At 73.0% G+C, this 18,375-nt stretch carries 18 protein-coding genes, 1 other RNA gene and 1 pseudogene; 13 read left to right on the top strand and 7 right to left on the bottom strand.

Annotated elements, in window-relative coordinates; all coding sequences use genetic code 11:
• Positions 1-53 precede the first annotated feature (53 nt).
• The 4 genes from AB0D74_RS34890 to AB0D74_RS34905 all read left to right on the top strand — a co-directional run bounded on the left by AB0D74_RS34890 (position 54) and on the right by AB0D74_RS34905 (position 4,258).
• Complete coding sequence (locus tag AB0D74_RS34890; RefSeq protein WP_362595860.1) at positions 54-911, top strand: MaoC/PaaZ C-terminal domain-containing protein; 858 nt, start codon at positions 54-56, stop codon at positions 909-911.
• A gap of 47 nt (positions 912-958) precedes the next feature.
• Complete coding sequence (locus tag AB0D74_RS34895; RefSeq protein WP_362595862.1) at positions 959-2,035, top strand: Zn-dependent alcohol dehydrogenase; 1,077 nt, start codon at positions 959-961, stop codon at positions 2,033-2,035.
• Between the two features lie 11 nt (positions 2,036-2,046).
• Complete coding sequence (locus tag AB0D74_RS34900; protein WP_362595864.1) at positions 2,047-2,991, top strand: 3-oxoacyl-ACP reductase; 945 nt, start codon at positions 2,047-2,049, stop codon at positions 2,989-2,991.
• A 157-nt stretch (positions 2,992-3,148) separates the two neighbouring features.
• Positions 3,149-4,258: a SpoIIE family protein phosphatase gene (locus tag AB0D74_RS34905; protein WP_362595866.1), complete on the top strand. Its 1,110-nt coding sequence runs from the start codon at positions 3,149-3,151 to the stop codon at positions 4,256-4,258.
• Between the two features lie 96 nt (positions 4,259-4,354).
• On the opposite strand, the gene AB0D74_RS34910 is transcribed toward AB0D74_RS34905, so the two are convergent.
• Together AB0D74_RS34910 and AB0D74_RS34915 are read right to left on the bottom strand one after the other, a co-directional pair.
• On the bottom strand, positions 4,355-4,507 hold the full coding sequence (locus AB0D74_RS34910; protein ID WP_362595868.1) for a hypothetical protein: 153 nt from the start codon (positions 4,505-4,507) through the stop codon (positions 4,355-4,357).
• 96 nt (positions 4,508-4,603) lie between these two features.
• Positions 4,604-5,836 (bottom strand): hypothetical protein, encoded by a 1,233-nt coding sequence (locus AB0D74_RS34915; RefSeq protein ID WP_362595870.1) that lies wholly within the window; start codon positions 5,834-5,836, stop codon positions 4,604-4,606.
• Positions 5,837-6,024: 188 nt separating this feature from the next.
• On the opposite strand from AB0D74_RS34915, the gene AB0D74_RS34920 reads away from it, so the two are divergent.
• Genes AB0D74_RS34920 through AB0D74_RS34930 form a run of 3 tightly spaced genes read left to right on the top strand, consistent with a single transcriptional unit; the run spans position 6,025 to position 8,850 of the window.
• Positions 6,025-6,864 carry a Nif3-like dinuclear metal center hexameric protein gene (locus tag AB0D74_RS34920; RefSeq protein WP_362595872.1) on the top strand — a complete coding sequence of 280 codons (840 nt, stop codon included), beginning with the start codon at positions 6,025-6,027 and terminating at the stop codon, positions 6,862-6,864.
• The gene (locus tag AB0D74_RS34925) at positions 6,861-7,604 is read left to right on the top strand and encodes a C4-type zinc ribbon domain-containing protein (protein WP_362596030.1); all 744 of its coding nucleotides are present in this window, start codon (positions 6,861-6,863) and stop codon (positions 7,602-7,604) included. The genes AB0D74_RS34920 and AB0D74_RS34925 overlap by 4 nt, the downstream gene beginning before the upstream one ends.
• Positions 7,605-7,623: 19 nt before the next feature.
• Complete coding sequence (locus AB0D74_RS34930) at positions 7,624-8,850, top strand: bifunctional RNase H/acid phosphatase (RefSeq protein WP_362595874.1); 1,227 nt, start codon at positions 7,624-7,626, stop codon at positions 8,848-8,850.
• On the opposite strand, the gene eda is transcribed toward AB0D74_RS34930, so the two are convergent.
• Positions 8,822-9,496: a bifunctional 4-hydroxy-2-oxoglutarate aldolase/2-dehydro-3-deoxy-phosphogluconate aldolase gene (gene eda / locus AB0D74_RS34935; RefSeq protein ID WP_362595876.1), complete on the bottom strand. Its 675-nt coding sequence runs from the start codon at positions 9,494-9,496 to the stop codon at positions 8,822-8,824. The two genes, AB0D74_RS34930 and eda, sit on opposite strands and share 29 nt — an antisense overlap.
• 121 nt (positions 9,497-9,617) lie before the next feature.
• Positions 9,618-10,400: a peroxide stress protein YaaA gene (yaaA, locus tag AB0D74_RS34940; RefSeq protein WP_362595878.1), complete on the bottom strand. Its 783-nt coding sequence runs from the start codon at positions 10,398-10,400 to the stop codon at positions 9,618-9,620.
• A gap of 106 nt (positions 10,401-10,506) precedes the next feature.
• Here yaaA and AB0D74_RS34945 point away from each other — a divergent pair, with 106 nt between their 5' ends.
• Positions 10,507-11,943 carry an RNB domain-containing ribonuclease gene (locus AB0D74_RS34945; protein WP_362595880.1) on the top strand — a complete coding sequence of 479 codons (1,437 nt, stop codon included), beginning with the start codon at positions 10,507-10,509 and terminating at the stop codon, positions 11,941-11,943.
• Here AB0D74_RS34945 and AB0D74_RS34950 read toward each other — a convergent pair.
• The 3 genes from AB0D74_RS34950 to AB0D74_RS34960 form a co-directional block, all read right to left on the bottom strand.
• Positions 11,930-12,511 carry a hypothetical protein gene (locus AB0D74_RS34950; protein WP_362595882.1) on the bottom strand — a complete coding sequence of 194 codons (582 nt, stop codon included), beginning with the start codon at positions 12,509-12,511 and terminating at the stop codon, positions 11,930-11,932. The genes AB0D74_RS34945 and AB0D74_RS34950 overlap by 14 nt on opposite strands.
• Positions 12,508-13,260 carry a MerR family transcriptional regulator gene (locus AB0D74_RS34955; protein ID WP_362595884.1) on the bottom strand — a complete coding sequence of 251 codons (753 nt, stop codon included), beginning with the start codon at positions 13,258-13,260 and terminating at the stop codon, positions 12,508-12,510. The genes AB0D74_RS34950 and AB0D74_RS34955 overlap by 4 nt, the downstream gene beginning before the upstream one ends.
• A gap of 78 nt (positions 13,261-13,338) precedes the next feature.
• Positions 13,339-14,931 (bottom strand): FAD-dependent monooxygenase, encoded by a 1,593-nt coding sequence (locus tag AB0D74_RS34960; protein WP_362596032.1) that lies wholly within the window; start codon positions 14,929-14,931, stop codon positions 13,339-13,341.
• A 58-nt stretch (positions 14,932-14,989) separates the two neighbouring features.
• Here AB0D74_RS34960 and AB0D74_RS34965 point away from each other — a divergent pair, with 58 nt between their 5' ends.
• The 5 genes and pseudogenes from AB0D74_RS34965 (at position 14,990) to rnpB (ending at position 18,039) form a co-directional block, all read left to right on the top strand.
• Positions 14,990-15,628: a TetR family transcriptional regulator gene (locus AB0D74_RS34965; protein ID WP_362595886.1), complete on the top strand. Its 639-nt coding sequence runs from the start codon at positions 14,990-14,992 to the stop codon at positions 15,626-15,628.
• A gap of 47 nt (positions 15,629-15,675) precedes the next feature.
• Positions 15,676-15,855: a TetR-like C-terminal domain-containing protein gene (locus AB0D74_RS34970; RefSeq protein ID WP_362595888.1), complete on the top strand. Its 180-nt coding sequence runs from the start codon at positions 15,676-15,678 to the stop codon at positions 15,853-15,855.
• A 78-nt stretch (positions 15,856-15,933) separates the two neighbouring features.
• Complete coding sequence (locus tag AB0D74_RS34975; protein WP_362596034.1) at positions 15,934-16,701, top strand: AraC family transcriptional regulator; 768 nt, start codon at positions 15,934-15,936, stop codon at positions 16,699-16,701.
• A gap of 79 nt (positions 16,702-16,780) precedes the next feature.
• Positions 16,781-17,500 (top strand): annotated as a pseudogene (locus AB0D74_RS34980) (DMT family transporter); the annotation flags it as partial.
• Positions 17,501-17,630: 130 nt separating this feature from the next.
• Positions 17,631-18,039, top strand: an RNA gene (gene rnpB, locus AB0D74_RS34985) — RNase P RNA component class A.
• Positions 18,040-18,375: the final 336 nt, after the last annotated feature.

Raw genomic sequence — 18,375 nt, forward strand, 5'->3', positions numbered from 1 at the left:
CGGCCGACGGTGCGGACGGCCGTGCCGAGGTCTTGAGACACCTCAGGAGCCGTATGCCCATCGACGCCGCCAAGGCCCTCGCCGCCGAACCCCGGTCCGGGGAGATCCACTGGGAGCGCCGGGACGTCCAGCTCTACCACCTCGGCATCGGCGCGGGCCGCCCCGCCACCGACCCCGACGAACTGCGCTACACCCTGGAGACCCGGCTGCACGTGCTGCCCAGCTTCGCCACCGTCGCGGGCGCCGGCTCGCCCGGGGTGATCAGCGGACTGTCCATGCCCGGCATCGACGTCGACCTCGCCAAGGTACTGCACGGCGGCCAGCGGCTGGAGATCCACCGCCCCATCCCGGCCGCCGGCACCGCCACCGCCACGGGCCGCATCGCCGCCGTGTACGACAAGGGCAAGGCGGCCGTCCTGGTGATGCGCACCGAGGTCGCGGACGCCGACGGCCCGCTGTGGACCAACGACGCGCAGATCTTCGTGCGCGGGGAGGGCGGCTGGGGCGGCGACCGCGGCCCCTCGACCCGGCTCGACCCGCCGGACGGCGAGCCCGACCGGACCGTCGAGCGCCCGGTCCGCGAGGACCAGGCCCTGCTGTACCGCCTCTCCGGCGACTACAACCCGCTGCACGCCGACCCCGAGTTCGCCAAGCTCGCCGGCTTCGACCGGCCCATCCTGCACGGGCTGTGCACCTACGGGATGACGCTCAAGGCGGTCGTGGACACGCTGCTCGGCGGGGACGTGAGCCGGGTGCGGTCGTACACGACGCGGTTCGCCGGGGTGGTGTACCCGGGGGAGACCCTCCGTATCCGCATGTGGCGGGGCGACGGGCGGATCCGGGTCGCCGTCGGTGCCGTGGAGCGGGAGGACGCACCCGTCCTCGCCGACACGATCGTCGAACACTCTTGACCAGTCGAACACTCTTGATCAGCTGAGCAGTTGAGGGGAGCCGCACCATGCGCGCAGCCGTACTGCACGAGATCGGCCAGGAGAAGCTGGACGTCCTCGACGACGTCGAGGCGGTGGGATTCGGGCCCGGCAGGGTGCGGATCCGGGTGCGCGCCACGGGGCTGTGCCATTCGGACCTGTCGGCGATGAGCGGGGTGCTGCCGCAGCCGGGACCGTTCGTGCCGGGCCACGAGGGCGCGGGCGAGGTCTTGGAGGTGGGCGAGGGTGTCACCCGGGTGAAGCCCGGCGACCGGGTGGTCGTCTGCTGGCTGCCGGCCTGCGGCGCGTGTCCGGCCTGCCGGCGCGGCCAGACCGAGCTGTGCCTGGCCGGGTTCATGAACGCCGGCACCCCCAACTTCAGGCGCCCCACCGGTGATGTCTTCGGCTTCGCGGGCACCGGCACCTTCGCCGAGGAGGTCGTGGTCGACGCCGGGTGCGCGGTGCCGATCCCGGACGACGTGCCCTTCGACATCGCGGCGCTGATCGGCTGCGGGGTCACCACCGGGCTCGGTGCGGCCCTCAACACGGCCGACCTGGAGGCCGGTTCGTCGGTCGCCGTGATCGGCTGCGGCGGTGTCGGGATCTCGGCGATCCAGGGGGCGCGGCTCAAGGGCGCGGCCGAGATCGTCGCCGTCGACCCGGTCGCGTCGCGGCGCGAGTCGGCGCTCAGGTTCGGGGCGACGAGGGCGGTCTCGCCCGACGAACTCCCCGGCGCCAAGCAGGAGGTCACCGCCGGCGAGGGCTTCGACTACGTCTTCGAGGTCGTCGGCAGGTCCGCCACCGCCCGGACCGCGTACGAGAACACCCGGCGCGGCGGCACCCTCGTGGTGGTCGGCGCGGGCGCCATGGACGACTTCCTCCAGCTCAACATGTTCGAGCTGTTCTTCGACGAGAAGCGGATCCTGCCGTCCATGTACGGCGGCGGGGACGTGGTCCGCTCCTACGAGCGGACGATCACCCTGTGGCGGGCGGGCCGGATCGACCTGGAGGGCCTGATCACCCACCGCGTGCCGCTGGCCGACATCAACGAGGCCCTGGACCAGATGCGCACGGGCACCGCCCTGCGCACCTGCATAGAGATCTGAGGGGCCGCCGTATGCAGGAGAGTCCGCTGGAAGGGCTGACCGCCGTCGTCACGGGGGCCGGCCGGGGTCTGGGCCGGGCCGAGGCGCTCGAACTGGCCCGGCTGGGCGCGGCCGTCGTCGTCAACGACTTCGGCCAGCCGGGCCGGGACGGCTCGGGGGCGGCCTCCGCGGCCCCCGCCGAGCAGGTCGCCGAGGAGATCCGTGCGGCGGGCGGCCAGGCCGTCGCCCACACCGGGGACATCGCCGACTTCTCGCAGGCGCGAGACCTTCTCACCCTCGCGACAACCCATTACGGAAAGCTGGACATCCTCGTCAACAACGCCGGCATCCTGCGCGACCGCATGGTCTTCTCCATGACCGAGGACGAGTGGGACTCGGTGATCAGGGTCCACCTCAAGGGCCACTTCAACACCACCCACTTCGCCGCCGCGCACTGGCGGGACCGCTCCAAGGCGGCGGGCGGCGCGCAGGTCTACGGCCGGATCGTGAACACCTCCTCCGAGGCCTTCCTCGCCGGCTCCGCGGGCCAGCCCAACTACGCCGCCGCGAAAGGCGGCATCGTCGGCCTGACCACCTCCACGGCGCTCGCCCTCGCCAAGTACGGCGTCACCGCCAACGCGATCTGCCCGCGCGCCCGCACCCGGATGACCGAGGACGTCTTCGCCGGCTTCGCACAGCCCGCCGAGGGCCTCGACCCCCTCGCCCCCGAGCACGTCGCCCCCCTCGTCGGCTACCTCGCCTCCCCGGCCGCCGAACGCGTCAACGGCCAGCTGCTCGTCGTCCACGGCGGCATGGTCGCGATCGTGGAACGACCCCGCGTCCAGGCCAGGTTCGACAGCAAGCAGGACACCTTCGACTACGCCGAACTCGACGCCGTCCTCACCCCGCACTACGCGGAGCGGCCGGCGGGGGAGACGTTCGCGGCGGCGGAGGTGCTGGGACTGAAACGCGGGTGACACCGGCCGGCCGCCGTGGGAAGTGCCGCGCTCTCCTGGTGCGAGCCACGACCACCTGCTCGTATCGTGAAGAGACCTCGTATCGTGAAAAGACCTCATATCGGGAACAGGCCTCGTATCGGGAAAACCGCGAGCGGCGGGGTGAGCAAGGAAGATCATGGCTGGACCGGCGGTCGACTACGCGGCGGTGTTCCAGGCCCTTCCCGGGGCCGCGGCGCTGGTGACACCGCAGCTGATCTTCGCCGACGTCAACGCGGAGTTCGAGCGACTGCGGGGCCTGCCCCGGGAGCAGATGATCGGGCGCTTCCTGGCCGAGGACAACATCGAGAGCGTGTCCGCCGAGCCCCTCCTGCTCAGGGTCCTGGCGTCCCTGCGGCGGGCGGCGGAGACCGGCGAGCGCAGTGTGGTGGCGCTGCAGCGCTTCGACACGCAGGACCCCGAGCGGCCCGGGGTGTGGCACGAGCGGTACTTCAACGTGACCAACATCCCGGTGTTCGGAGACGACGGGCAGGTGACGCTGCTGCTGCACCGGCTGGAGGACGTCACCGAGCTCATCCGCGCCCGTGAGGTCGCGCTGACCCTGCAGGAAGCCATGCTGCCCGCCCCGCGCCAGGTCGGCCGGCACCCGGCGGCCGTCCGCTACCGGCCCGCCGCCGAGGCCCTCAACGTGGCCGGTGACTGGTACGACCTGGTCGACCTGCCCGGCGACCGCATCGCCGTGGCCGTCGGCGACGTCGTCGGCCACGGTCTGCCCGCGGCCGGTGTCATGGGGCAACTGCGCAGCGCCCTCACCGCCGCCTCCCTCGTCCCCGAAGGCCCGGCCCGCGCCCTGGAGGTCCTCGGGCAGTACGCCCGCACCGTCGACGGCGCCGAGAACACCACCGTGGCCACGGCATTCGTCGACTGGGAGAGCTTCACCATCACCTACAGCAGCGCCGGCCACCTCCCGCCGGCACTGCTCCAGCCGGACGGGACCGTCGAGTTCCTGGACCGGGCCACCGACCCGCCCCTGGCTGCCCGCCCCCAGCACGGCCCCCGGACCCAGGCCGTCGCGCCCTTCCGTGAGGACGCCGTCCTCGTGCTCTACACCGACGGCCTGATCGAACGCCGCGGCGAGGACATCGACAAGGGCCTCGCCCGGCTCGCCGACTCCCTGGTCCGCCACCGCACCGCCCCGTGCGAGGCCCTCGCCGACGCCGTGCTCGCCGACCTGCTCCCGCCCGGGGACGCCACCGACGACACCGCCCTGGTCATCGTGCGCCTGTGAACCCGGCCCCGGCACGGAAAGACGGAAAGGCGGGAAAAACGGGAAAGGGGCCCACCGGTCACCCGGTGGGCCCCTCCTCCTGCCTACTGCCTACCGTCAGGCCGCCGCCTCGACCGGCTCCGGCTTGCGGTGCCGGCCGCTCGGGGCCGTCTCGCCGTCCTGGGCCGAGACGTGACCACGGTGCTTGCCGTGGCCGTCCGTCTCCTGGTCCTCGGCGGACAGCTGCTGGTACGTGCTGGCGTCGTTCATCGGAAGAATTCACCCCGTCAACATGATCTTTCTTACAGCGCGGCGAGTCTAACCGGCCCACCACGGGGCGAATCCAGGCGGGCACGCCGACTGCTGCTAGTTCGTTACAAGCCGCGCAAGCGGCGCCTGTTGGAGGGGCACCGGCCGGGCCACGACCGGTCCCGGAGGATCCGGTTCCGCCGGCTCCCCGGGCGTCCCCGACGCCCCGGCAGCCGTACCGTCCCGAACCGGATCCCCCGGGCCCGCGTCCCCCGGCCCCCCGTGTTCCCCCGTCTCCCCGTGTTCCCCCGTCTCCCCCCAGGGCACCGCCACCGCCGCCACACCGCACGGGACCTCCCCCGTGGCGTACGGCAGCCGCAGCACCCCGTCCTGCGTCCACACCCCGGCGCCCGTCAACCACCCCTCGGGCGCCGGGAGATGACACATCCTGCGCGCTCTCGGCCGCCAGGCCCCCACCCAGCTGCCGAGCGGACCGTCGATCCGCAGCGCCACCCCGCAGCTCTCCGGCACCAGCACCTGCCCCGGCTGGGCCGCGAACGGCGTCACCACGCAGTCCGGGCACTCCGGCACCCGCAGGCTCTCCGGGAAGCGCACCGGCAGCGTGCTGCCGAGGACACCCCAGCCCAACCGTTCCTGCCCGGGGCTGGGCGCGTCCGAGCCGACCAGGATCAGCCCGCTGTCGGGGTCGGCGAGCAGCAGCCGGTCGTCGCTGTCCGCCGCGATCTGCAGCAGCGGCGACACCTCGCCACCGCGCTCCAGATCGACCACGACCGCCTTGGTCCGCCCGCCCAGCTCCCGGTCCAGGGCCAGCATCCGCCCGGCCCGGTCCAGCCAGACCCCGCCCGCGCACCGCCCCGGCACCACCGCGAGCCGCTCCGGCCCGAACGCCCCGCCCGCCACCAGCCACACGGCGGACGAACGCGGCCCCACGGCGAGCGCGTACGCGTGCACACCCCCCGGCGCCGGCGCCAGCAGCCGTAGCGAGGAGCCCTCGTCCGGGCACTCCACCGCGCCCAGCGGCAGCTCGCCGGTGGAGGGGCCGGTCGGATAGAGGAGGGCGAAGTGGTGCCGCCCGTCCACCAGGCGGTGGATGAGCACCCGCCCGTCGCCCAGTGGCTGCACCTCCGTGCCCGGCTCCTCCGGCTGGTTGCCGGGGAGCGGAACGGTGTAGGGCTCGGGACCGTCAAGGGTCCACCGCTCCGGGTAGCAGGAACCATCCTGCTGGGCCAGCCGGGCCGCGTACGCCCCGTCCACCGTGATGGTGCAGCCCGCCCCCGGCGCGCTGTCTTCCTCGTCCGCTGCCGAGGGTTCGATCGCACAGGCCGTCATCGTTCGGTCACCTCCGGCCACGAAGCTAGTTTTCGCACGCACAGGCGGCGCACCGGCTGACGGTGGCTTCACACATACGGGTGCACACTCGACGATTCGCCTGAGGAAACCGGGGCGGATGTGCTGCGCGTTGCCTCCCGTGGGCGAGCAGGTACGGCCCCGCGGAACAGGCAGGTAGCCTTTTCCCCGTGCCCCGTCTGTCAGAAGTCATCGCCGCGCTGGACAACCTGTGGCCCGCCGAGCGGGCCGAGTCCTGGGACGCGGTCGGTACGGTCGTGGGCGACCCCGGCCAGGAGGTCACCCGGGTCCTCTTCGCCGTCGACCCGGTCCAGGACGTCGTCGACGAGGCGGTGAAGCTCGGCGCCGACCTGCTCGTCACCCACCACCCGCTCTACCTGCGCGGTACGACGACGGTCGCGGCGACCCACTTCAAGGGCCGCGTGGTCCACACCCTGATCAAGAACGACATCGCGTTGCACGTCGCCCACACCAACGCCGACACCGCCGACCCGGGCGTCTCCGACGCGCTCGCCGGCGCCCTGGACCTGCGCGTCGTACGGCCCCTCGTGCCGGACTCGACGGACCCGGAAGGCCGTCGCGGTCTGGGCCGCGTCTGCGAACTGGACCACCCGGTGACCGTCCGCGAGCTCGCCGACCGGGCCGCCGCCCGCCTCCCCGCCACCGCGCAGGGCATCCGGGTCGCCGGCGACCCCGAGGCCCTCGTCCGTACGGTCGCCGTCAGCGGCGGCTCCGGCGACAGCCTCTTCGACGTCGTACGCGCCGCCGGGGTGGACGCCTTCCTCACCGCCGACCTGCGCCACCACCCGGCCTCCGAGGCGGTGGCCCACAGCCCCCTCGCGCTGCTCGACGCGGCGCACTGGGCCACCGAATGGCCCTGGTGCGAGCTGGCCGCGAGCCAGCTCGACGAAATCTCCGACCGCCACGGCTGGGACCTGCGCGTGCACGTCTCCAGGACGGTCACCGACCCCTGGACCAGCCACTCACCGTCCCTTGGAGCCCCCAACTGAACGCAGCGCCCGCCGACCAGATCCGACTCCTCGACGTCCAGGCCCTGGACGTACGCCTCCAGCAGCTGGCGCACAAGCGGAAGTCGCTGCCGGAGCACGCCGAGATCGAGTCGCTGACCAAGGACCTCACCCAGCTGCGCGACCTGCTCGTGGCCGCGCAGACCGAGGAGAGCGACACCGCCCGCGAGCAGACCAAGGCCGAGCAGGACGTGGACCAGGTGCGCCAGCGCGCCGCCCGCGACCAGCAGCGCCTGGACTCCGGCGCGGTCACCTCCCCCAAGGACCTGGAGAACCTCCAGAAGGAGATCGTCTCCCTCGCCAAGCGCCAGGGCGACCTGGAGGACGTCGTCCTGGAGGTCATGGAGCGCCGCGAGTCCGCGCAGGAGCGGGTCGCCGAGCTGACCGAGCGGGTCGGCGCGGTCCAGGGCCGTATCGACGAGGCCACCGCCCGCCGGGACGCGTCCTTCGAGGGGATCGACGGCGAGGCGGCGACGGTCACCAAGGAGCGCGAGGTCATCGCCGGCTCGGTCCCGGCGGACCTCCTCAAGCTCTACGACAAGCTGCGCGAGCAGCAGGGCGGCATCGGCGCGGCCAAGCTGTACGCCCGCACCTGCCAGGGCTGCCGCCAGGAGCTCGCCATCACCGAGCTGGCCGAGGTCCGCAAGGCCGCGCCGGACACCGTGGTCCGCTGCGAGAACTGCCGCCGCATCCTGGTGCGCACGTCCGAGTCGGGTCTGTAGGAACACTTAAGGGGCGTACGTGGCAAGGGAGTTCATCGTCGAGGCGGACGGCGGCTCCCGGGGCAACCCGGGACCCGCCGGCTACGGCGCGGTGGTCGTCGACGCGACGAGCGGCGAGACGCTCGCGGAGGCGGCCGAATACCTCGGCGTCGTCACCAACAACGTCGCCGAGTACCGCGGCCTCCTCGCGGGCCTGCGCGCGGCCCACACCCTGGACCCCACCGCCACGGTCCACGTCCGCATGGACTCCAAGCTGGTCGTCGAGCAGATGTCCGGCCGCTGGAAGATCAAGCACCCCGACATGAAGCCCCTCGCGATGCAGGCGGGCCGCGTCTTCCCCGCGGACCAGGTCACCTACGAGTGGATCCCCCGCGCCGAGAACAAGCACGCCGACCGCTTGGCGAACGAGGCGATGGACGCGGGGAAGCGGGGCGAGCCCTGGTCGCCGACGGTCCCGGCAGCGCCCCGGAAGGGGCGCGGGGAACTGCGCGAGCAACCCCCACTCACCGGCACTGTGACGACTGCCGAGACGCCCCGCGTCGACTCCCGCGCCGCGCGCAACGTAGCGACAGCGCCCGTACCCAAGCCCACCGTCGGCTGGGCCTCGTCGCCAGACATGGGCGCTCCCGCGACGTTCGTGCTCCTCCGCCACGGCGAAACCCCCCTCACCCCCCAGAAACGCTTCTCCGGCAGCGGCGGCACCGACCCCGCCCTCTCGGACGTCGGCCTGGAGCAGGCCCAGCGCGCCGCCGAGGCCCTCGCCCGCCGCGGCACCATCGAGACGATCCTCGCCTCCCCCCTCACCCGCACCCGGCAGACCGCCGCGGCCGTCGCCGAGCGCCTCGGCCTCGACGTCACGATCGAGGAAGGGATCAAGGAGACGGACTTCGGCGCCTGGGAGGGCCTCACCTTCGGCGAGGTCCGCGAGCGCCACCCCGACGACCTGACCACCTGGCTCGCCGACCCGTCGGCCCACCCCACCGGCGGCGGCGAGAGCTTCGCCGAGACCGCGGCCCGCATCGCGGCCACCCGCGACAAGCTGATCGCGGCCTACGCGGGCCGCACGGTCCTGCTCGTCACGCACGTCACGCCGATCAAGACGTTCGTGCAACTCGCCCTCGGCGCCCCGCTCCAGTCCCTGTTCCGCATGGAACTGTCGGCGGCCTCGCTGTCGGCGGTGGCGTACTACGCGGACGGCAACGCGAGCGTACGGCTCTTCAACGACACGTCCCACCTGCGTCCCTGACCCCGGATCCGGACCTGAACCCGGCCCCGGCCCCGAGCCCCGCCGCGCCCCGGGCCAGCTCCCGGACCCGGTCCCAGTCCCCGGCGGCGACCGCGTCCGCCGGGACCATCCAGGTGCCGCCGACACAGCCGACGTTGGGCAGGGCGAGGTACTCCGGCGCGTTGTCCGGGCCGATCCCCCCGGTGGGGCAGAAGCGGGCCTGCGGCAGCGGACCGGCGAGCGACCTGAGGTAGGCCGTACCGCCCGCGGCCTGCGCCGGGAAGAACTTCATCTCCCGCACCCCGCGTTCGAGCAGCGCCACCACCTCCGAGGCGGTCGACACCCCCGGCAGGTACGGCACCCCGGACGCGGCCATCGCCGCCAGCAGCCCGTCCGTCCACCCGGGGCTGACCAGGAACCGCGCCCCGGCCGCCACGCACTCCGTCACCTGCGCGGGCGTGAGGACCGTACCCGCGCCGACCACCGCGTCCGGCACCGCGGCGGCGACGGCCCGGATCGCGTCGAGCGCGGCCGGCGTCCGCAGCGTCACCTCGATGACGGGCAGCCCGCCGTCCACCAGCGCCCGCGCCATCGGCACGGCATCGGCGGCGTCCTCGATCACGACGACGGGCACGACGGGCGCGAGATCCAGCACGGAGGTGGGCATGACGAACATCCTGCCGACGCGATGCAGAGTGCGCAAAGGGCATTGCGCATGTTGCAACAGGGTCGGAAGGGTGCGGGACTGAACCGGCGTCTCGGTGCGTCTCAGCGCGTCTCGGTACGTTTCAGTGGACCTCGGCCACCAGCACGTCCAGCGCCCACGGTTGCCCCGCCCGCGCGGGTGCCTCCGCCTCCACCTCGTACCCCAGCTCCCGCAACGCCTCCACCAGCTCGGCCGGACCGGCCGGCGCGATCCCGGCGGCCAGCAGACTCCGTACGATCCGCCCCTTCGTCGCCTTGTTGAAGTGGCTGACCACCTTCCGCGTCGGCGCGTGCAGCACCCGCACGGTCGCCGTCCGCCCGGCCACCTCGCCCTTCGGCTTCCACGCCGCCGCGTACGCCGCTGACCGCAGGTCCAGCACCAGCCCCGCCCCGGCCGCCGCCGGCAGCACCTCGGCCATGGGCCCGCGCCAGTGCGTGCCCAGTGCGCCCAGACCCGGCAGCTTCACGCCCATCGAGCAGCGGTACGACGGGATCCGGTCCGTCACCCGCACCGCGCCCCACAGCCCCGAGAAGACCAGCAGCGACCGGGCGGCCCGCCGCTTCGCCGCCGCGTCCAGGGAGGCCAGGTCCAGGGCGTCGTACAGCACCCCGGTGTAGATCTCCCCGGCCGGCCGCGCGCCCGCCGTCCGCAGCGCCGCGTTCTTCCCGACCTCGCCGCGCAGCCCCTCGCTCAGCCCGAGCACCTCGCGCGCCTTCTCCTCGTCGCCCGCACACAGGTCGACCAGTTCGGCGAGCACCGCCTCGCGCGCCGCCGCGAGCCCCGGCAGGGACAGCGACTCCGGCTTCAGCGGGGCACCACGGCCCGAGGACGCCTTGCCCTCGGAGGGCGGCAGCAGGACCAGCACAGGTACGTCCCTTCACCGGCGGCGTCCGTCGTCAACCGCCGTTCGTCATCAACGCTTCGCGCCAGCGTAGAGCGCCGGAGCGGTGCGATGTGACTACGCTCGTCCTATGCCCAGCCGCCACATCCGTGTCAAGGGTGCCCCCGAGGCTCCCCTCCGGGCCGCGCTCGCCGCGCTCCGGGCCGACCTCGGCGTCCCCGAGACCTTCCGGTCCGAGGTCCTCGCGGAGGCCGAGAGCACCGCCAGGTTCCCGGCCGTGCCCGGCCACGACGCGACCGACATCCCCTTCTTCACGGTCGACCCGCCCACCGCGAACGACCTGGACCAGGCGATGCACCTGTCCCGGCACGACGGCGGCTACCGCGTCCGGTACGCCATCGCCGATGTCGGCGCCTTCGTCGTCCCCGGCGGCGCACTGGACTCCGAGGCGCACCACCGCGTGACCACCCTCTACTTCCCGGACGAGAAGGTCCCCCTGCACCCGACGGTGCTCAGCGAGGGCGCGGCCAGCCTGCTGCCCGGCCAGACCGCCCCGGCCGTCCTGTGGACCATCGACCTGGACGGGGACGGCCGGACCGTGGCCGCAGACGTCCGCCGGGCCCTCGTCCGCAGCCGGGCCAAGCTCGACTACGCGGGCGTGCAGAAACGGATCGACGAGGGGACCGCCGAGGAGCCCGTCGCCCTGCTCAGGGAGATCGGCGAGGCCCGCGAACGCCTGGAGGTGGAGCGCGGCGGCATCTCCCTCAACGTGCCCGAGCAGGAGATCGTCGAGTACGACCACACCTACGAGCTGACCTACCGCGCCCCGCTGCCCGCCGACTCCTGGAACGCCCAGATCTCCCTGCTCACCGGCATGGCCGCCGCCGACCTGATGCTGGCCCACGGCACCGGCGTGCTGCGCACCCTCCCGACCGCCCCCGACGGCGCGGTCGCCCGCCTGCGCCGCACCGCGCACGCCCTGCGCATCGAGTGGCCGCACCACGTCTCCTACGCCGCGCTGATCCGTTCCCTGAACCCGCACCGCCCCCGTCACGCGGCCTTCCTCCAGGAGTGCACCACCCTGCTGCGCGGCGCCGGCTACACGGTCTTCCGGGACGGTGTCCTCCCCCCGAACACCACCCACGCGGCCGTCGCCGCCCCCTACGCCCACTGCACCGCGCCCCTGCGGCGCCTGGCCGACCGCTACGCCTCGGAGCTGTGTCTGGCGGCGGCGGCCGGCGAGGAGCCGCCCGACTGGGTGCTGATGGCGCTCGACACGCTCCCCAAGCAGATGGCCGAAGGGGCGCGGCGCTCGGGCACGGTGGAGCGGGAGTGCGTCGACATCGTCGAGGCGGCCCTGCTCAAGGACCGGGTCGGGGAGGTCTTCGACGGGTGCGTGGTGGAGGTCGAGGCGCGCCGGCCGACCGTGGGGAAGGTGCTGTTGCAGCAGCCCGCCGTCATAGGCCGGATCGAGGCCGCGGACCCGCTCCCGCTGGGCGAGCGGCTGCCGGTGCGGCTGACCGAGGCCGACCCGGGGACCACGAAGGTCCGGTTCACGCCCGCGTGAGCTCCCGGGCCGCGACGAGCTGCCGTACGAGGTCGCCCGCGTCGTCGGCGTGGAAGCGGACGACGCGCACCTCGCGTCGGCGGCCCAGCAGGGTGAAGTGGGCGACGGGCTCGGCCAGTTCGACGGTCACCGAGGTCTGGGAGCCGACGGGCACGTCGAGTTCGGCGGTCGCGGTCCTGCCGTGCAGGTAACGGGTGTCGCGGCGCACGGACCTGATCGCGTCCAGCGGAATGCGCAGGTCGAGCCGGACACCGCCCCGGACCCGCAGCGCGTCCGCGGTCAGCAGGTGCGGATGGACCACGGCGGCGGCGTGCAGCCCGACGACGAAGAGGACCGTGTAGACGTCCAGGACGAGGACGACGAGGTGCACGGCCGGCCAGTTGCGCAGCAGCACCGACATACCGATCGTCTCGGTCACGCACACGAATCCGAGCCCGAAGACCATGGCACCCTGGCCCCGGGCGTACCCGAAGCGCACCCCCGTCCCGTCGGTGCGCCGGGCGGCCCACAGCACCAGGCTCGCCATCAGCCGCGCCTCGTGGCGGAGCACGGCGTGTGCCGCCCTCACGGCTGTTCTCCACCGATGATGTCCAGGGCCCGGCGGATCGCCGCCGCCTGGGCCGGGGCGAGGTCGGCGTACAGGGCGCGCAGGAAGCTGTGCTCGTGGTCGACGGTGCCGTCGGGGAACGCGTCCCGGGGGATGCACCCGGCCAGGACCCGGGCGGCCTCGCCCACCCGAGGGTCGCCGGGGTCCGCGTCGGCGAGCGCGTCGAGCAGCGCGTAGGCCTCGTTCGCGCGGGCCGTGGCCTGCGGTGACCCGGCGACGGCACCGGCCAGGGCCAGCAGCCGTTCCCGGTCCGCCGGGTCGGCCACCGTGTCCATCAGGGCGAACACCTCACGGTCCCTGGCCGCCATCGGGGAACCGGTGAACCGCGGGGCCGTCGCGGCGAACAGGGCGGCCAGCTCGGGCGAGACGGGCCCCTCGGCGGGCAGCTCGCCCGCGTCCAGCAGGGCCCGCAGCCGCTGCCGCCGCTCCCGGATCCCCGCCTCCTGCCGGGCCAGGTCCTCGTCGAGTTCGGTGAGCACCTCGACGAGGTCCTTGCCGGCGTCGTCCGCGAGCACGTCCCGTACCTCGGCGAGCCCGAGCCCCAGCTCGGTCAGCCGCCGGATCCGGGCGAGGACGACGGCGTGCCGGAGGGTGTAGTCCCGGTAGCCGTTGGAGCGTCGCTCGGGCTCGGGGAGCAGGCCCTGCTGGTGGTAATGCCGCACCGCGCGCGTGGTGACGCCGACGGCGGCGGCGAGTTCTCCGATCCGCATGGGACCAGTACAGACGTTGACGCCGCGGCAGGGTCAAGCCGCCGATCCGCCGGTCCGTCGATCGGTCGGTCCGCGGGCTCAGGCGGCGACGAACCAGCGGCTCAGGGCGTCGTCGAGGCCGTTCCCGCCTTCGTCGTCCCGGTCCGCGGCCCAGGCGACGAACCCGTCGGGCCGTACGAGCAGGGCGGTCAGCTCCGGCCGTCCGGGGCAGGCGACGGTCAGCACGTCCACCCGGTCGGCGTACCCCTCGGCCCGTGCACGCAGCTTCGGGTCGTCCGCGAGGTCGAGGAGCAGGGCCCGGCCGCCGTGCAGACGGTCGCCGAGCCGGGTGCCGTCGGAGAGCTCCAGGTCAGGAGTGCTTTGCCCGGTGAGGGCGTGCTCGCCGGGCAGCTGGTAGTGCTGCCAGACACCGGAGATCTGCTTGACGAGGTACGTCGTCCCCGTCGTCGTCAGCGCGAGATCGGTGACCACCCGGCGCAGGGCACGGGCGTGCCGGTCCGGGCGCATCACGGCGATCTGGGCGCGGGTCCAGTCCAGCACCCAGGCGCCGATCGGGTGCCGTTCGGCGGTGTAGCTGTCGAGGAGCGCGTCGGGGGCCGTCCCGCGCACCACGGCGGCCAGTTTCCAGCCGAGGTTCATGGCGTCGCCGAGCCCGAGGTTGAGCCCCTGCCCGCCGAACGGCGAGTGCACGTGCGCCGCGTCCCCCGCGAGCAGCACCCGGCCCTTGCGATACCCGCTCGCCTGCCGGGCGTTGTCGGTGAACCGGGTCGAGGAGTGCACCTCGTGGACGGTCACCTCGGCCACGCCCGACACCCGGCGCAGGGCGGCCTGCAGTTCCTCGGCGGTGACCGGCGCGGAGCGGTCGGCGGGCGGCCCGTCGAACTCGACGGTGAGGATCCGGCCGGGGAAGGGCCCGTTGACGTACGTCCCCACGTCGGTGGTGTTCCAGCCGACCCCGAGCCGCTCGCCGCCGCTCATCTCGACGACCGCCTGGTAACCGGTGATCTCCGGCTCGGTGCCGGGGAAGTCGAACCCGGCGAGCTTGCGGACGGTGCTCCGGCCGCCGTCGCACCCGACCAGCCAGCCGGCCCGTACCGTGCCGCCGCCGTCGAGGTGTACGGCCACTCCGTCGTCGTCGGCGTCGAACCCGGTCAGCTCCACGCCCCGGCGCACCTCGACGCCGAGGCGCTCGGCGTGGGCGCCCAGGATCCGCTCCAGCTCCACCTGCGGGACACCGAGGCCGACGCCGTCGGCGGGGCCGATGTCGGCGAACGCCGGGTCGGAGGCGTCGAACAGGTCGCCGCGCATCATGATCCCGGCGAAGTGCCCGGCGAACTTGGGCGGAGCCGGGGGCGCGTCGGAACCCTCCCTGTCCCGATCCCCGAGGAAGGCCCGCATCCGCCACCGGTTCCGTTCCCAGGCCGCCGCGAGGTCGGGCAGCAGCCCGCGCCGGTAGAGGCTCACGGCACCGGCCGTGTTGATCCCGCCGGCCTTGATGGTCTCGTCCACCTCGGTCAGCCGCTCCACGACCAGCACGGCCGCCCCGCCGAGCCGCAGCTCACCGGCGAGGAAGAGCCCGACGGGCCCACCGCCGACCACCACCACGTCGTATTCCGTGCCGTTCTTGCCGTACTTGCCGTTCTTGTCGGTCCTGCTGTCTGTAGTCCCCATGCTTTCGCTCATGACTTCACTGTAGTCACTAAAACTTTCGAGCCGCTATAGTTTTCTCGTGATCGATGAGAACAGGCCGGGCGGGCCAGACGGACCAGGGGAGTCCCTGCGGGAGCGCAAGAAGCGGGAGACGCGGCAGCGGATCTCCAACGTCGCGACGGTGATGTTCCGTGAGCACGGCTTCGACCGGGTGACGGTCGCGGAGGTCGCGCGGGCGGCCGGGGTGTCGGCGATGACCGTGTTCAACTACTTCCCGCGCAAGGAGGACCTCTTCCTCGACCGCATCCCGGAGGCCGTCGCGGCCTTCGCCGGTGCGGTACGGGACCGCGCGCCCGGCGAACCCCCGCTGGCAGCGCTGCGCCGCCTGGCCTTCCGGTTCATCGACGCGCGCCATCCGCTGGGCGGTGTCGGCGAGAACTTCGGCGGCTTCTGGCCGGTCGTCGCCGACTCGCCGGCGCTGCGTGCCCGTGCCCGTGAGGCGGTCGAGGAGGTGGAGCGGGCACTGGCCGGAGCGCTCGCCGAGGCCGGCCTCGCCGACCCGGCACTGGTGGCGGCCGTGACCGTGGCCGCGTACCGCTCGGTGTGCGTCACCTCGGTGAGCCGCCAGCTCGCGGGCGACCCGTTCGCGGAGATCGTCGCGGACCACCGGGAGCGGATGGGGGCGGCGTTCGACGCACTGGAGCGGATGGTGCCGTAGCGGGTCTGCGGGTCTGCGGGTCTGCGGGTCTGCGGGTCTGTGGGTCTGTGGGTCTGTGGGCCTCTGGGCCTCTGGGCCTCTGGGCCTACGGCGGTGACCGGGACCTGGCCCGCGCCACCTGGGCGTTCGCGCACGGCATGGTGGTCCTGGAGATCCACGGCCGTTTCCCGGAGGACGCCGACCTGGACGGGGCATGGAAACTGGGCCTGAAGTCGTTGCACCCTTAGCGCGAGGGGGTGCCGAAGGTGGCTGAGGACGCACGGTGGACAAGAGCACGGCTGGGTCGCTGCGGCCCGCCGCTCGACATGCTGACGGCCCACTTCGACAAACATGTGTACGCCCCGCACGCGCACGCCGAGTTCTCGATCGGGGTGACCGTGGGCGGCGCCGAGGTGATCGCCTACCGGGGTGGTCGCATCCACACCGGCCCCGGTGCGATCGTCGTCCTGGCCCCCGGCGAGATACACACGGGCGGCCCGGCCACCCCGACCGAGGGCTACGCCTACCGCGCCCTGTACGCGGACCCGGCCCTGCTGGCGGACGGCACGCTGGACGCCGTACCGCATTTCCGGGACCCGGTCGTCGACGACCCGGAACTGACCGCGGCCATCCGCCAGGCCCACACCGACCTGGCCGCCTGCCCGGACCCGCTGGAGGCCGAGACCCGCCTGCCCTGGCTGCTGACGGCGCTGTCCCGGCGCCACTCCACGGCACGGCCGGTGCGGGACGAGGTCCCCGGAGCCCACGGCATATCCCTCCTCGTCCGGGACCGCCTCGCCGACGAGCTCACCGCCCCGCCGGCCTTGGCCGACCTCGCGGCCGACCTGGGCCTCTCCCGCTACCAGCTCCTGCGGGCCTTCCGTACGACGATGGGCGTCCCGCCGTACGCCTGGCTGGCCCAGTACCGGGTGGACCGCGCCCGCGGCCTCCTGGAGGCGGGCCTGCGCCCGGCCGAGGCGGCCACCCTGGTGGGCTTCGCCGACCAGGCCCACCTGACCCGCTGGTTCCGCAGAGTCATGGGCGTGACCCCGGCGGCCTACCGCAACAGCGTTCAAGACGCGGAACGGTACTGACAGCGAAGCTTGCCGCATGACTGCACGCGGCTGGTTCCTGTTCTCCCTCATGGGAGTGGTCTGGGGCATCCCCTATCTGATGATCAAGGTGGCGGTGGACGAGGTGTCCCCGTCCATGGTGGTGTTCGCGCGGTGCGCGGTGGGCGCCCTGCTCCTCCTCCCGCTGGCGATCCGCCAGGGCGGCCTGCCGGCTGTGCTCCGCGCCCACTGGCGGCCGATGCTGGCCTTCGCGTGCATAGAGATCATGGGCCCCTGGTTCACCCTCACGGACGCCGAACGCCACCTCTCCAGCTCCACGGCGGGTCTGCTGATAGCGGGCGTGCCGATCGTCGGCGTGGTGGCGGCACGCTGCTTCGGCGGCGAACGCGAACACCTGGGCGTACGCCGGATCGCCGGCCTCCTGATCGGCCTCGCCGGCGTCGGCGTCCTGACCGTCCCCCACCTGACCGGCGGCGACGCCCGCTCCCTCGGCGAGGTCCTGCTCACCGTCATCGGCTACGCGACGGCCCCCCTGATAGCGGCCCGCCGCCTGAAGGACATCCCCACCCTGCAACTGATAGCCCCGTGCCTGACCCTGGCGACCCTGGTCTACGCCCCTGCGGCAGCCGCGACCTGGCCCTCCTCCGTCCCCTCCACGAACGCCCTCCTCTCCCTCCTCGCCCTGGGCGTCCTCTGCACGGCGGTGGCCTTCGTCGCCTTCCTGGAACTGATCAAGGAGATCGGCCCGACCCGCTCCACGGTGATCACGTACGTCAACCCGGCGGTCGCGGTGGCGGCGGGCGCCCTCTTCCTGGGCGAGACCTTCACCCCGACCATCGCCGTCTCCTTCGCCCTGATCCTCACAGGCTCGGTGCTGGCGACGATCGCCTCGGGCGGCGGGGGCGCACGGAAGAGGCCGTCCCGCCCGGTAACATGGTCGACACGGCAGACGAGCCGGGCGGACGGCCGCGTGGAGTCCCCTTGACGGGGGCTTCCCGAGGAACGTCCGGGCTCCACAGGGCAGGGTGGTGGCTAACGGCCACCCGAGGCGACTCGCGGGACAGTGCCACAGAAAGCAAACCGCCGGGGATCTCGGTCCCCGGTAAGGGTGAAACGGTGGTGTAAGAGACCACCAGTGCCCAGGGCGACCTGGGCAGCTAGGTAAACCCCACCCGGAGCAAGGTCAAGAGGGGTCGCTGTAAAAGGCGGCCCTGCGGGGACGTTCGAGGGCTGCCCGCCCAAGCCCCCGGGTAGACCGCACGAGGCCGGTGGCAACACCGGCCCTAGATGGATGGCCGTCGCCCGGGGTTCCGTGAGGAACCCCGGGAACAGAACCCGGCGTACAGCCCGACTCGTCTGCTGCTCTGTGTTGTCGCAGGTCAGAGGGAATGTTGCCAGGCTAAATGAGCTCTTGGGGTCGAATCCGGGCCGTAAGTGTCGCCGTTCTTGCCCGCTAGTCATGGAGCGGAGTTGGGCATTTGGGATGTCCAATGCGATCTCACGTGGGTTTGAAGTGCCCTTAAGAGCTTTGGGTTCGCGGGCGGATGGCGGGCGTGGCTGTCACCGTTTTGGTGGTGTCCTGCTTCTTCGAAGAGCCACCTACACGAAGTATGCCTAGGCGGCAGACATGGATGCGTGTACGTTGTCAACGTGCCTTTTTATTGATAGGTCCATAGCACCCGTGTACGGTGACGG

This window comes from Streptomyces sp. NPDC048278 (assembly GCF_040652195.1).
Lineage (GTDB): Bacteria > Actinomycetota > Actinomycetes > Streptomycetales > Streptomycetaceae > Streptomyces.

Bases quoted from the DNA above. Each gene is read 5' to 3' on its own strand.
- AB0D74_RS34890 (WP_362595860.1), top strand. From the start codon at position 54: ATGCCCATCGACGCCGCCAAGGCCCTCGCCGCCGAACCCCGGTCCGGG.
- AB0D74_RS34895 (WP_362595862.1), top strand. From the start codon at position 959: ATGCGCGCAGCCGTACTGCACGAGATCGGCCAGGAGAAGCTGGACGTC.
- AB0D74_RS34900 (WP_362595864.1), top strand. From the start codon at position 2,047: ATGCAGGAGAGTCCGCTGGAAGGGCTGACCGCCGTCGTCACGGGGGCC.
- AB0D74_RS34905 (WP_362595866.1), top strand. From the start codon at position 3,149: ATGGCTGGACCGGCGGTCGACTACGCGGCGGTGTTCCAGGCCCTTCCC.
- AB0D74_RS34910 (WP_362595868.1), bottom strand. From the start codon at position 4,507: ATGAACGACGCCAGCACGTACCAGCAGCTGTCCGCCGAGGACCAGGAG.
- AB0D74_RS34915 (WP_362595870.1), bottom strand. From the start codon at position 5,836: ATGACGGCCTGTGCGATCGAACCCTCGGCAGCGGACGAGGAAGACAGC.
- eda (WP_362595876.1), bottom strand. From the start codon at position 9,496: ATGCCCACCTCCGTGCTGGATCTCGCGCCCGTCGTGCCCGTCGTCGTG.
- AB0D74_RS34945 (WP_362595880.1), top strand. From the start codon at position 10,507: ATGCCCAGCCGCCACATCCGTGTCAAGGGTGCCCCCGAGGCTCCCCTC.
- AB0D74_RS34955 (WP_362595884.1), bottom strand. From the start codon at position 13,260: ATGCGGATCGGAGAACTCGCCGCCGCCGTCGGCGTCACCACGCGCGCG.
- AB0D74_RS34960 (WP_362596032.1), bottom strand. From the start codon at position 14,931: ATGGGGACTACAGACAGCAGGACCGACAAGAACGGCAAGTACGGCAAG.
- AB0D74_RS34975 (WP_362596034.1), top strand. From the start codon at position 15,934: ATGCTGACGGCCCACTTCGACAAACATGTGTACGCCCCGCACGCGCAC.